Here is a 13,056-nt window from a genome sequence, read left to right as displayed (position 1 = left end):
CCTTAGAGGCCTTTGCGAAATTGAATGAAGCCCGGGCGTTCGGCGATGCGTTCGTACAGCTGGATCGCCGTGGCATTGGTTTCGTGGGTCAGCCAATGCACCTTGCAGCAGCCGTCGGCCTTGGCGGTGGCGTAGACGAACTCGATCAGCTTGCGGCCCACACCGGTGCCGCGCTGAGCCGGGTCCACCAACAGGTCCTGCAGGTAGCAGGAATTCTCGATGCTCCAATTGGAGCGATGGTAGATGAAATTGACCATGCCCACGGCCTTGCCGTCCTGCCAGGCCAATGCGGAATGGGTCGGCTCATGGGCGTCGATCAGGCGCTGCCAGGTGCTTTGGGTGACAGCGTCTGGCAGATCGGTCGCGTAGAACTTCAAATACGCCTGCCACAGCGGCAGCCAGGCGGCGTAGTCGGCGGCGGTGACCTGGCGGATGTCGATCTGGCTCATTCTGAAACTCCTTGGGGAATAAAGCGGGCGAGGGTCTGGTCACGCACATCGCTGCTGGCGGCCAGGCCTTCGCGTACGCCGGCAACGTCGGCCGGGCTGCGGTTCTGGCTGAGTTTGCGCTTGCCGATCAGGCGCTCGACCGGCAAGGCAAAGCCGACGATGGCCTTGAGCATGCCGTCGATGTAGTCGGCCGGGGCGTCGCTGACTTTCCACGGCTGGGCACGGTCATTTTCGTGGCGATCGGTCAACGCACTGACCACTGCGAGCAACCGTTCGGCATCGGTAAACACCTCGGCCTTGCCGTAGGCGTGCACGGCAATGTAGTTCCAGGTGGGCACGACTTTGCCGTGCTCGGCCTTGGCCGGGTAGAACGCTGGGCTGACGTAGGCTTCGGCGCCCGCGAAGATCACCAGGGCTTCGCTGCCGTTCTGCAAGTCTTTCCACTGCGGATTGGCCTTGGCCAGGTGGCCGTACAGTGTGCCGTTCGGGCCCTCATCGGGGTTGAGCAGCAGCGGCAGATGACTGGCTTGCAAGCCTTGCTCACCAAAGGTCACCAACTGCGCCAGGCGGGCGTGCTGGATCAGTTGCTGCAGTTCGGGCAAGTCGTCGAGGGCAAAGGCGCGGGGTGTGTACATGGAAATATTCCTTGGCGAATGCCTGCATCCTAGGCAGGCTAATGGTTCGTTGTAAGAGCCATCTAAGGCCAATTTCATAGGTCCAATATGCCGCCGATCACACCGCCACTGTCCTTCAACCCTGCCGGTATCGAGCTGGATCGCCGCCAAGGCCTGACTCGCCAGTTATATGAAGCCCTGCGCCAGCGCGTGCTGGACGGGCGGTTGGTCAGCGGCACGCGTTTGCCGGCGACCCGTGACTTGGCGGCGGCGTTGTCGATCTCGCGCAACAGCGTGGTACGCGCGTATGACCAGCTGTATGCAGAGGGATTTATCGAAAGTCGGGTGGGTGATGGCACTTATGTAGCTCAATTACCGACGACAAAAAAATTATCCACAAAACTGTCCACAGGGTTTTCAACAGGCTTATCCCCAGCCTTATCCACAAAATGGGCCGATTTGCCCGAAGATCTGGACAGCGAAGTTATCCACAGTCCGGGCTTGGCGCGTATAAAAACCAACCACCTGTCGCTGCCTCCCGCAGGGCCGCCACGGGCATTTCGGGTCGGTGTCCCGGCGTTCGATCTGTTTCCATTCGACGTCTGGGCCAAGCTCAACGGGGCATTCTGGCGCAAGCCAGACTTGGAACAGCTCTGCTATGGCGACCCGGCAGGTGACAGCCGTTTGCGTGGCTTGATTGCGGCCTACCTGCGCAGCTCACGAGGCATGCAGTGCACCGCTGAACAAATTGTGATCACCAGCGGCGCGCAGCAGGCCATCAGCCTTTGTGCACAGTTGCTGGTAGAGCCTGGCGATGGTGTGGCTGTGGAAAACCCCGGCTACCGAGCCGCGGGCCATGCGTTCGCCCTGGCTGGCGGTCGCCTGCACGGCGTACCGGTGGACAGTGAAGGGATCGACTGCCAGGTGCTCAACACCCTGGCGGACTGCCGGGTGGCCTATGTCACGCCGTCCCATCAGTACCCGCTGGGTGTGGTGATGAGCCTGGCGCGGCGCCTGGAGCTACTGGCTTGGGCCGAGCGTACGGGGGGATGGGTCATCGAGGATGACTACGATGGCGAGTACCGCTACAGCGGTGCGCCGTTATCGCCCCTGGCAGCCCTGGACCGCAGCGGGCGTGTGCTCTACGTCGGCACTTTCGGCAAGGTGGCGTTTCCGGCCTTGCGCCTGGGCTACCTGGTGTTGCCCCAGGGGTTGGTCGATGCGTTCTCCCGGCGCCGTGCCGTGGACATGCGTCACTCCGAGGTCAGCACCCAGGCCGTGATGGCCGAGTTCATGGCGGCCGGGCACTTCCAGCGGCATATCCGGCGCATGCGCCGTGCGGCCCTGAGCCGGCGCAACACGTTGCTGGCAGGCTGGCCAAGTGGGTTGGCGGGTGTCGGCGAACTGCCCAGCGTGGCGGCGGGGCTGCACTTGACCGTGCGGGTGGACAGCCTGGCGCGTGAACAGCAACTGCTTGCCCAGGCCTGCGAGGTGGGTGTCGAGGTCAACGGCTTGAGCAGTTACTGGTTGCCACAGTCCTGCACCCCCCCTGACCAGCGCGCGGGCCTGGTGATGGGGTTTGCTGCCGTACCGGAGGTGGACATTGCGCATGCGTTGAAGCGTCTGCGTGAGGGTTGGCAGGCTGGGTAATTAACTACCGTCCTGTCGGGTAACGAGACCCATACCGTGAGGGTTTCCTATGTATTGCCCAAGGTAGACGATCATGCCCGACCCACTTTCCCCATCACCCTCGGTCGATTTGCTGCAACTGCGCATCAGCCAACTGTTCGCCTTGCGCCCGACCCTCGGCACACTCGGCGTGACACAAGCCCAGCTCGATGAGGACCCTGAGTCCGTGCTGGAGTATTACGCCGAGCAGTTGATCGATTTTTTCTGCGGACCCGACACCGCGTCGAGCAATCGCTGGGAGCAGTTGGCGCAAATACTTGCGCAGCGGTTGCGCAAAATTTTGCGTAAACAGACAGACCCGACTATCCGCCGCCTGCTCCAGGCGGTGCTCACCTTGCCTGATAGCGGTGAGCGAGCGCCGACGATTGAGGCCTATGGCGTGCGGCGCCACAACGATCTCGCCTTGGCGATCGTGGGTGTCGACACCGCCCTGATCTACTCCGTGGCAAATGGCCTTGAGGTGTTTGCACCCACCCTGCCGCCCGAGGTGCTGGAAAACGCGGACCGGCTAGACCATGACGTTTTTGAAGGTTGGGCGTTGTGTGCGCTGGAAGTGATGCTGCAACGTATCGACGCGATTGACCTCAATGACCCACCGCGCCTAGGGCCGTTGGATCGGCAACTGGCTTGGGTGACTCGGTTCCGTGATTTCTTCCAGCAGGACCCTGAAGAAGAGGCGCTGCACCAGACATTGCCGTTGTGGCTCAAAGATGCCTCGCCTGAAGGCCGGTTGGCCTACAGCAAGTGGCTGATGGCGATGGCCGGTGCCCACCAGAAATACTGCGCGCCACACCTGCTCGCAGCGCTGCCGGCCGATGACAGTGTGCACGAAGCCTGCTTTACCCAGGACATGGCGCTGCAACTGCGTCGGGTCGCGTTGGAATACAGCCTTCAGGCGAGGGCGGGCGTTACGCTTGAGGGGTATCAGCGCCTGCGTGCCGCGGTGAGAACCTACGCGACCCATCGCTTTGTGCAGGGCGAGCAGATGGTTTTCAGGCGCTTGATGGATGAGTCGGGCTACCTGATCGGGGCACAGAACGATGAAGCAGGGCCCTGGTTGGTTTTTCGGCCGCGGTCGGCGCAGGTTTTCCAGCAGGTGGCGACGCCACCCGCGTCGGGGCCCGTGCTGCAGCAACCGTTTGTTGAACTGTTCCAGGCCAGCCAGCCGCAGGTCGACGGCCCGCTCAACGCGTTGCTGGCGGTGAACGCTGATGCGCCCTGGCGCGAAGGTATTGGCCGCATGCGTTCTGTCGCCCTGCTGCTGGTTTATCCCGCCGCGTTACCGGGCGCAGAGCCCGTGCCGGCGCACCCACGCTTCAAGCGGCTGGATACCTATTGGGCCGGTGCCCGCCAGACGCTCTCGGTGGCCCAGCAGTCTCGCTTGGCTGATATTCGCCGCCCGTCTCGGGTGGGAGAGCTGATTCGTGAGGGCGTCCATAAAGGCCTGCACCTGTTCAATACCGTGCTCGTCTACAACAAGGACGAAAACCACTTTAACGTGTTGTCGCACAACCGTATCAGCCCCGTTATCAACATCAACGTCCCGGTTCATCGCTTGGTCGACAGCCCCGATAGTCCGGAAACAGTGGGGCCGGATATCGTCGCCAATGCCGAAGGTGTCTGGGGCATTCGCCGTGCGCCCCGGCTCAAGCGCGAGGTGGAGGGGTTGAGTGTTCGCGGGCGTAAAGCATTTGATGCGGCGAGGGCCTCACTGGCTCGCGCCAGCACGTTGGAAGCCGAGGCTATACGCCCCGGTACGCCGCCTGTTGAAGTCGAGGAGCAGTTCGAGCATGAGGCTCGCAGGTTGGACGGCGCAGCCACCGTGCTAGCGCAATTCACCCAACGCCTCAGTACCGCCGACTCTGCCGCGCTGCTCAGCCAATTGCGAGCAAAGGCCCTTCAGCTACGGATCAAGGGGCATCGCCTGCGAATCGATCTGACCCGGTTCAGCCAGACCCCTACCGTAGGGGATGTGCAGTACCTGCTTGAGCAGCAGGCCGTTTGTATCCGCCGGGTCAACGGCCGCGTACAAGAAACCATCGATGGCACGGTGGACTATCTGCAGGAGTTCGAAGTGGTGGACGTGTTGGCCGGCTACCGTCCCCTGTGGTACGCCCACTTTCATTACCCCTTGCTTCAGACACCACCCGACCAGCCCTCCAAGGCCCACTTGAAGCTGGCCGCCCAGCGCAGAATGGGCCGCGTCTTCGAACAGGCGCAAAGGGATGCCGGGCGCAACACGCAGGTCTATCGCGGGCCGATCAGTACACCGTCGGGTCGGCGGATTTTTCTGGACGTTGTGTAGCCATACGGGAGCGTGTGTTTCGCTCCCGCACAGGTTATGCCTAGAAGAAAACAGGCTCGATCAAGTGCCTGATTTTATCTTGGTCCACGCGCGCGTCCGTGCCCGTTCCGCATCTCGCCCCAAGGGCTTCAACGTATACAAGGTGGCCATGGCCGCCTCGGTCGGGTACAGGTTGGGGTTGTTGCGGATGGCCGGATCAACCTGCTCGGTCGCGTCCTTGTTCGGGTTCGGGTAACCGACAAAGTCACTGATCGGCGCGATCACCTGGGGTTGCAACAGGTAGTTGATAAAGGTGTAGGCGTCCTGCGGGTTCTGCGCGCCTTTGGGAATGGCGAGCATGTCGAACCAGATCGGCGCGCCTTCCTTGGGCAGGCGCATGTCCACGGTCACACCGTTCTTGGCTTCCTTGGCGCGGTTGGCGGCCTGGGAAAAACTGCCCGAATAGCCCACGGCCACGCAGATGTCGCCATTGGCGATGTCAGCCATGTACTTGGAGGAGTGGAAGTAGGTGATGTAGGGGCGGATCTTCATCAGCAGCGCTTCAGCCTTGACGTAGTCCTTGGGGTTGCTGCTGTTAGGGTCCAGGCCCAGGTGCTGCAGGGCCAGGGGCAGGATCTCCGACGGCGAGTCGAGGAAGGCCACGCCGCATTGCTTGAGCTTGCTGATGTTCTCTTCCTTGAAGATCAGGTCCCAGCTGTCCACCGGCGCGTTCGGTCCCAGCACCGCCTTGACCTTGTCCGGGTTGAAGCCGATGAGGATGGTGCCGTACATGTAGGGCACGGCGAATTTGTTGCCCGGGTCATTGGCCTCGATCAGTTTCATCAGCTTGGGGTCGAGGTGGTTCCAGTTGGGTAACTGGCTGCGGTCGAGCGGCTGGAACACGCCGGCTTCGATCTGCTTGGCCAGGAACACGTTGGACGGCACCACCACGTCATACCCGGAATTGCCGGTGAGCAGCTTGGCTTCCAGGGCTTCGTTGGTGTCGAAGATGTCGTACACCAGCTTGATCGTGGGGTTCTGCGCCTTGAAGTCTTCCAGCGCCTTGGGGGTGATGTAGTCGAACCAGTTGTAGACCTTGAGGGTTTTTTCTTCGGCCTGCACCGCACCACTCAACACGGCGGCGCACAGGGCCAGGGAGGCGAGCATCTTCATCGGGTGGCTCCTTGTTGTTCGAAACCTTCGAGCACATTGACGGCGTTGATGCCGATTTCTTCGACCGCGTAACCGCCTTCCATCACGAACAGCGTGGGCTTGCCCAGGCGCGCGATGCGTTGGCCCATGGCCAGGTAGTCCGGGCTGTCGAGCTTGAATTGGGAGATGGGGTCGTCCTTGAAGGTGTCGACACCCAGGGACACCACGATGATGTCGGCGTCGTAGCGTTCGGTCTCCTGGCAGGCGGCGTCGAGTGCGGCGCTCCAAGCCCCCCAACCGGAACCGGCTGGCAGGGGGTAATTGAAATTGAAGCCCTCGCCCGCGCCTTCTCCCAACTCATCGGCATACCCCAGGAAAAACGGAAACTCCGCCTCGGGATGGCCGTGGATCGAAGTGAACAGCACATCGCTGCGGTGATAGAAAATCGACTGGGTGCCATTACCGTGGTGGTAGTCCACGTCGATGATCGCGACCTTTTTGTGGCCTTGGTCGAGGAACGCCTGGGCGGCAATCGCCGCGTTGTTGAGGTAGCAATAACCGCCCATCAAGTCGCTGGCGGCATGGTGCCCGGGCGGGCGGCACAAGGCGAACGCACTGTGGGCGCCTTGCTGGATCGCCCGCTGTGCGGTGAGCGCCACCTGCGCCGCGCTGTAGGCCGCTTGCCAGGTGCCGGCCGTGATCGGTGCGCCGCCGTCGAAGCTGTAGTAACCCAACTGGCCATGCAGGCTGGTGGGCAATACCCGGCGCAGCGTGCGTGCGGGCCAGGTGTAGGGCAGCAGGTCGCCGTCCGTGTTGAACTCGGTCCAGCGCGCCCAGGCTCCCTTGAAGAAGTCGAGGTAGTCGCGGCTGTGGATGCGTTGCAGGGGCGTCAGGCCGAAGTCCTGTGGCGCCTGCACCGGGCCCAGTTCACGGTCCTTGACCCGTTGCAGCACATGGTCGGCACGGGACGGCATCTCGAAACAGGGCATCAGTTGCCCGTCCATCAGTTCGCAGCGGCCGTGGTGCAGGTGGTGGTCGTCGGAGTAGATCGTCAGCATGGGTGGCTCCCGCAGGCTCATTGTTGTGCCTTGCAGTGTTGCGTTCAGCGGGAGTCATGAAAACGGCAGGAGCGGCCAGAAGGGGATAAATGTGGCCAAAGAACGTGACCGTAATTCGCCCTTCAATGGCGCATCAGGCTGGGCGCTACCCCACTCCAGCGCACAAACGCGTGGCGAAAGCTCGCGGTTTCGCTGAAACCCAGCTGTTCGGCGATCTTGTGGATCGGCATCTGGTCTTGCGCCAGCCACAGCTTGGCTTTTTCAAAGCGCAGCTCGTCGAGCAGTTGCTGGTAGCTGCACCCCAGGGCCTGCAAGTGCCGGCGCAACGTGCGTGCAGAACAATTCATCTGCGCGGCCAAACCCTCAAGGCCGGGAGCGGCGTGCAGTTGGTCAGCCAGTAATTGGCGCACACGGTTCAGCCAGGCCTGGCGCCCTGTGAACTCGGAGTTCTGTTTGCGACAGCGTTCGGCCATGGCTCGATGGGTGATGGGGTCTGCCAGGGGCAAGGGCTGTTCCAGCAATGCCTGGTCGAAGGCAAACCCGCTGACCGAGGCGTCGAACTGTAGCGGGCAGCCAAAGCGCTCGGCATAGCGGGCGTGATAGTCCGGCGCCGGGTAGTCGAAGCGCGCCTCCCGCAACGGCAGCGCGCAGCCGAGCAAGTCATCGCAGATGACCTTCATCGACACCAGGCAAAACTCCACATTGAACGCGGCCAGCGCCGGGTCTTCCCGATAGTCCCCGGCGGTCAGCCAGATCTGCTCCCCGTCCTCCACCAGGCGCAGCTCGAAAAGTGTTCCCAACAGCGCCGGGTAGCGCAATGCCAGGCGCAAAGCGTCACCTAAGGTGGCACTGGTGAGCAGGGCGTAACCGAGCAGACCGTAGCTCGACACATGCATGCGCTGGCCCAGCTCCAGGCCGATGTCCTGGCGCAGCGCCACTGCATTGGCGCACACACGCATCTCCTGGCACGTGGTGATGCGCGTGTCGGCGTGGCGCAGATCCGTCAGGCCGATGCCGCTGCCGGCCAGCAATACCTCGCTCGCCAGGCCCTGGGCGTTGAAGGTGGACAACACCAGGGACACGGCGTTGAGGGTGGTCAGGTGTGAATGCAGCATGGGCAAACCTGTGCGGGGTATGGCTTACGGGCAGCAAGTTACATGCCGGGTGTCAGCTCCCGGACTCGGACTTGGGTCGTTGGAAAAACAGTTCACGGGCCTGTTCCAGGCTGATCTCGCTGCGATAGAACGCCACGGTCTGGGTGCGATCAAGGCCCTTGGCGGTATCCGCAGCGGTGCCCAGGCGGTACTCGTCCGGCGTTTTCAGGCGAGCAGACAGGTAGGCTTTGTCTGGCGTCCAGTGGGTACTGTAGTGAAAGTGCGCATACCACAGCACCTGGCCCGTGGCGCGGTCGCTGATGGTGTATTCGTCCAGGTAGTCCGGTTTCATGGACTTGATGCGACGGCGGGCCACGGTTTTCTTGATGGACACCGCATTGTGCCGCTTGAGCCATTCAACCCCTGGCACGGTGGGCGGGCGCAGCTTGAGCGTGCGTTGCACCAGCTGATTGCTCTGCTGATACAGGTCGGCCAAGGCACCGTCGAGGGCTTTGATCACGGCGCTGGCCGGTGCTGAAAAGGCCCCGCCGTCGGTGATGTTGCGCTGCGTCAGGGCCTCTTCGATCGAGTGACGGGCCAGCTCCAGCCTGCTGGCGTGCTGGTGGTACAGGTGCTCGATGCCAAACGGTGCACGGTCAGCGAGGTTAGCGTGGGTACGGGCCCGAGCAAGGAACGCAGGCAACTCGTCCAACAGGCGCTGGCCTTCGCTGATGCTCTGCTGCACATCCACTGCAATGGGCCCGGCCGACGGCGGTGGGGTGCGGTCGCGTACCACCCAGACGCCTTTGGTTTTCTCATGATAGGTGGCCAGCACTTGCTGGGTCAGGGGTGAGCGGATATCCACCAGGCCGGTTTCCAGGCCCAGGGCGTTCAAGCGCGGCTCACCGATCAGCAGGCCGTTGTAGCGGGTGTGGATAAATTGTTTCCTGGGGCGCGGCGGCGTAGAAGGTGGGGTGGGACGGTTTCTGAGCGCGGTTCTTTCCAGGCTCAGTCTGCCGAGGTTGCTGGTGGCCCGGCGTTGGAACTCGCTCAGCTCCCCGCGCAGTTCAAGCAGTTGATCAGTGATGGCTTGTTCGGAAAACTCCACGGGAAAATCCTGCAGGCGCTCGTCCAGCAATTGAAACTGTTCGATCAGGCTGCTCAAGGTGTCAATGCGCTCGTCCAGGCGCCGATCACTGTGCTCTTCGAGGGTGTCACGCAGGCACTGGATCGCGATGTCGGCGGTGTCGACAATCTGGTCAATCGCCAACCAGGCTTGCGGCGTCTGCTTGATACTGGTTTCGGGAAGGCACAGGTTGCGCGTCAGTGATATGCGTATCGCTTTGAGATCGTCGGGGGTGTAGACCGGCATTGAACCCTTGAGGGTATTGAGCAGCAGCGCACCATCCCTGGCCAGGCCCTTGAGTTCGGTGAAGCGGCCGTGCATGTATTCCAATTGCACGAGCAGCTTGCCGGCCAGTTCGCGCAGTTCGCGGAAGTCTTCGATGTGGCGCTCTTGCGGCTCTTCGATCTGGCGCTGCATCTGATCGTGCACGGTGCGCCATTTGGGGGTGAAGCGGGCGAGGATGTCGCTGAGCGCTGCCTGGGTCAGCCTGGCCTGGGCCTTGATGTAGTTGAGGGCCTTGGGCGCGTACTCAGCGCTGGGTTCGTGGACATTCATTTCCTTGAGCATCTGCAGGGCCGATTCGTACTCCGTGCGCTGGGTCTCCAGGGTCTGGATATAGGTATGCCGGAGCGCATCGGCTGAGGTGGAGGGGCCGGCGTCCAACGCCTGTCGGGCGCGTTGCAGCTCGTTCTGGGCGGCTTTTTTGCCGCTTTCGAAAGCTTCCAGGCGCTCACGCAACTGCCGGGCCTTTTGCTTGGCCTGCGCGCGGGCCTTGGCGGTCATGAGCTTGGGCCCGCCACCGCGCAGGCGCAGGCGGGTATCGATAAACCACTGGCCGCTGCTGTTGTGAATCAACATCGGGCCGGTACGGCTGGGCAGCACAGGGTCGACAATCTGCACATCGTCATTCTCGTCGACCAGCACCTTGAACCAGCGATGTGCCACCGGGGCGTACCAGTCTTGCCCGCCGCGATGCAGAAAGTGATAGGCCCCAGGTTCGCTATTGGCGTCTCCCAGTGCATCGGGTTTGACCACCATGAAGCTGTCCAGCACGGTGGCCAGGCGGGCGGGCGCTCGGTTGATGGCGCCGCTGATGTGCAACGGTTGGTCATGGGTGATCAGTGCGTCCGAGGCAATTGGCGTCAATCGGGTAATACTGACGGGCGCTGGAGGAGAGGGCTGCTTTGGCGCAATCACAGGCTTGCCCGGCGTTGGCCGGCGTGGCGCGGTGCGGGTGACACTGTGCAGGGTCAGGGCCGTGCCGAGGTTGAGCAGCAGCTCGGCGAGCGCGGCCCACGTGGATTGCTGCTCGGGATGCTGTTGGGCGTCAACCACGTTTTGCAGTTGATCCATGATCTGCCAGATCCAGGCTGCCACGCCGACGGTGCGCCCCAGAAAGGGCAGCGCACTGTTGAAGATCAGCCAGCCGGCACGCTTGAACGTGGCCCAGCGCGCTTCGGCGTTGGACACCGATTGCCGGTCGGCGAGGGTGATCAGGGCCTTGGCGTTGGCATCGTACAGCGCGCTGAGCAAATCGTCCTCGATGGCCTCCTGGCCGAGCACCAGCGGCCCGCCCATGATCCACAGCTTGAACGGGTCCACCAGGAATTCGACCACCGCCCAGGGTGACGGCAGGTCGCCAGGAAACACGTATTGGGCATAGTCATCGCGCACGTCATCCGGCAGCCACGCCAGCACCGAATCGCGCAGGCTTCTGGACTGCTGCAAGGCGTAGAGCAGATTGCTCTGCGATGGGAACTGGGACAGGGGTTTGTCCAGCAGCGGCCGGTACAGCAGGCAGGGGCCGGCGGTCGGGTCTTCCGGCCCGATCACGAACATATTGGTGACCGGGTCCGCCGTACTGCCCTGTCGGCGGGTCGGTACGAACGCCAGCGCCCGTATCACGATGCGCTGGCCCTGTACCTGGCGCTCGGCGGACTCGGCCTGCATCACGGCCTTCACATACGCATAGCCTTGCTCATCGATGTCTCCCTCGCCGCGCAGCTTGCATTGCAATGCCAGCAACGGCAGTTGAATGCGCAAGTGCTGGACGTAGAGCGCGCGCCTGCGTGCGGACTCCTGTGGATCACCCAGCAGCGTTCGCTGGATCAGCGCCGGGTAGGTGCTGCCGATGTCCACGCGGTTGATCAGGCCTTCCAGGTAGTCGACGGTCAGCCAATCCGGTAGCGCAAGCGGTTTGCGCAGGCGCAGGGATTTGATACCCAACGGCAAGGCAATCAGGTTTTGCAGGGCCAGTTCTGCCAGGCTGAACACCGTGGTCTCGATTTGCCCCGGCACCGCGAAAGTGCCCCAGACCACGGGGCTGCGCACGACGATGTCGAGGTCGCTCAGCCACTGCGTGAGCGCGTCAGGGTGGTCCTTGAGCATTTCGGCGCTGAGCTGTTCGAGCGTGTATCGAGGCAGCGGGTTGATGCCTTCGTCGTAGGTGCGGCCCTCGTTGGCGCTGTGCAGGGTTGCCAGGTCCTTGAGGTGGCGTGAGTACGCAGCCTGGTCTGATGTAGAGGCGCTGGTCAGCCACTCGGGGAGCGCCTGGATGTAATTGAGCAAGTCCGGTGCATTCCGTTTGACGCGGGGTGTGGGGGGTTGCGCCAGGTTGTGTTGTGAAGCGTCCGGCTCGCGCAGGTAGGAAAAGTCGATCGCCCCGATCGCCTTGATCTGGATGCCGATGAAGGCACTGGCCAGGTAGTCAAAGAAATCCCCGTCAGGTTCGACCAGGCGCCACTCCAGTTTTTTATGCCTCGCCAGCAGCGGCAGGTCCTTGCCCAACTCGTCGAGGGAGCGGTACTTTTTGAACCCCGACATCAACGAATGGGTAAGCACCACCTCGGTGCCCTCCGGCTTGCCGATGAGCACGCTGATCAGGTTTTCATCCAAGTGGGTGGTGTTACCCGCGTCATCGACCTGGTCGACATCCACCACATAAGCTCGACCTTCGGCCGGGTCATCCCGCTTGCGCGTGGCCGCGTCCGGTGTGCGGAACAGCTGGCGTGCCATCTGGCAATCGGCAGCGCTCCAGCCGGGCATTCGCTCCAGGTTCCAGTGGTCGCGCAGCACATCCGACAGCGCATGCCAGCGTGGGTCGCTGTCACCTTCGGTGGCGTTCCAGTACTCCAGTTGGGCCTGTTGGTAGCCGCGCAACATCACGGGCGCCAGGGTATTGAGGATGCTGGCGATATCGAGGATGCGCACTGGCAGGTGGACCGCCGGTTCAATGACGGGCAGTTGGGTCAGAAAATGCTGGCCTTCGATGTAGAGCGTGGGCACCGCCAGTACGGACTGCACGGCGAGGACGTCGGTGAGCACCTGGTAATGGCGACCGGCCGGCACCACCTGGTCATCCTCGATGTCCCACAGCGGAGTGCCGACCACGGCGGTATTCGGGTCGATGTCCAGCGTGGGGTACAGCGCCTGCAATTGCTCACGCAGCAAGAGGGCGGCCACTTCGCGAAACGCGGGGCCGCTGGACATTTGCGCGATCAGCGTGTCGGTGAGGCTTTGGGTGGGTTCAGATGATGGGGATGAAGTCATGACGCTTCCTGGCACGAAAGAATGGCAACGAGCCCAGTAAA

The 13,056-nt window shown here is 62.6% G+C and carries 8 protein-coding genes; 2 read left to right on the top strand and 6 right to left on the bottom strand.

Features of this window, described 5'->3' with window-relative positions; all coding sequences use genetic code 11:
• Positions 1-2 precede the first annotated feature (2 nt).
• Positions 3-449 carry an N-acetyltransferase family protein gene (locus ACVWVP_RS02675; protein WP_457404432.1) on the bottom strand — a complete coding sequence of 149 codons (447 nt, stop codon included), beginning with the start codon at positions 447-449 and terminating at the stop codon, positions 3-5.
• Positions 446-1,084: an FMN-binding negative transcriptional regulator gene (locus ACVWVP_RS02670; protein ID WP_457404431.1), complete on the bottom strand. Its 639-nt coding sequence runs from the start codon at positions 1,082-1,084 to the stop codon at positions 446-448. Before ACVWVP_RS02670 ends, ACVWVP_RS02675 begins: the two co-directional genes overlap by 4 nt.
• An 87-nt stretch (positions 1,085-1,171) precedes the next feature.
• Here ACVWVP_RS02670 and pdxR point away from each other — a divergent pair, with 87 nt between their 5' ends.
• Together pdxR and ACVWVP_RS02660 are read left to right on the top strand one after the other, a co-directional pair.
• Positions 1,172-2,713, top strand: coding sequence for a MocR-like pyridoxine biosynthesis transcription factor PdxR (gene pdxR / locus ACVWVP_RS02665; protein WP_178920446.1), 1,542 nt, complete (start codon positions 1,172-1,174; stop codon positions 2,711-2,713).
• Between the two features lie 73 nt (positions 2,714-2,786).
• The gene (locus ACVWVP_RS02660) at positions 2,787-5,057 is read left to right on the top strand and encodes a hypothetical protein (RefSeq protein WP_457404430.1); all 2,271 of its coding nucleotides are present in this window, start codon (positions 2,787-2,789) and stop codon (positions 5,055-5,057) included.
• Between the two features lie 60 nt (positions 5,058-5,117).
• On the opposite strand, the gene ACVWVP_RS02655 is transcribed toward ACVWVP_RS02660, so the two are convergent.
• From ACVWVP_RS02655 to ACVWVP_RS02640, 4 genes are all read right to left on the bottom strand, one after another.
• Positions 5,118-6,209 (bottom strand): polyamine ABC transporter substrate-binding protein, encoded by a 1,092-nt coding sequence (locus tag ACVWVP_RS02655; protein WP_457404429.1) that lies wholly within the window; start codon positions 6,207-6,209, stop codon positions 5,118-5,120.
• The gene (locus tag ACVWVP_RS02650) at positions 6,206-7,246 is read right to left on the bottom strand and encodes a histone deacetylase family protein (protein WP_457404428.1); all 1,041 of its coding nucleotides are present in this window, start codon (positions 7,244-7,246) and stop codon (positions 6,206-6,208) included. Before ACVWVP_RS02650 ends, ACVWVP_RS02655 begins: the two co-directional genes overlap by 4 nt.
• Positions 7,247-7,368: 122 nt before the next feature.
• Entirely contained in the window at positions 7,369-8,361 is a 993-nt protein-coding gene (locus ACVWVP_RS02645) for an AraC family transcriptional regulator (protein ID WP_178920439.1), read from the bottom strand.
• Positions 8,362-8,413: 52 nt separating this feature from the next.
• The gene (locus ACVWVP_RS02640; protein WP_259172410.1) at positions 8,414-13,015 is read right to left on the bottom strand and encodes a coiled-coil domain-containing protein; all 4,602 of its coding nucleotides are present in this window, start codon (positions 13,013-13,015) and stop codon (positions 8,414-8,416) included.
• Positions 13,016-13,056 lie beyond the last annotated feature (41 nt).

The organism is Pseudomonas sp. TE24901 (assembly GCF_054058375.1).
Note: the sequence above shows the minus strand (reverse complement) of the source record. Positions and strands in the feature narration are given on the sequence as shown.

Bases quoted from the DNA above. Each gene is read 5' to 3' on its own strand.
- ACVWVP_RS02675 (WP_457404432.1), bottom strand. From the start codon at position 449: ATGAGCCAGATCGACATCCGCCAGGTCACCGCCGCCGACTACGCCGCC.
- ACVWVP_RS02670 (WP_457404431.1), bottom strand. From the start codon at position 1,084: ATGTACACACCCCGCGCCTTTGCCCTCGACGACTTGCCCGAACTGCAG.
- pdxR (WP_178920446.1), top strand. From the start codon at position 1,172: ATGCCGCCGATCACACCGCCACTGTCCTTCAACCCTGCCGGTATCGAG.
- ACVWVP_RS02640 (WP_259172410.1), bottom strand. From the start codon at position 13,015: ATGACTTCATCCCCATCATCTGAACCCACCCAAAGCCTCACCGACACG.
- ACVWVP_RS02655 (WP_457404429.1), bottom strand. From the start codon at position 6,209: ATGAAGATGCTCGCCTCCCTGGCCCTGTGCGCCGCCGTGTTGAGTGGT.
- ACVWVP_RS02650 (WP_457404428.1), bottom strand. From the start codon at position 7,246: ATGCTGACGATCTACTCCGACGACCACCACCTGCACCACGGCCGCTGC.
- ACVWVP_RS02645 (WP_178920439.1), bottom strand. From the start codon at position 8,361: ATGCTGCATTCACACCTGACCACCCTCAACGCCGTGTCCCTGGTGTTG.
- ACVWVP_RS02660 (WP_457404430.1), top strand. From the start codon at position 2,787: ATGCCCGACCCACTTTCCCCATCACCCTCGGTCGATTTGCTGCAACTG.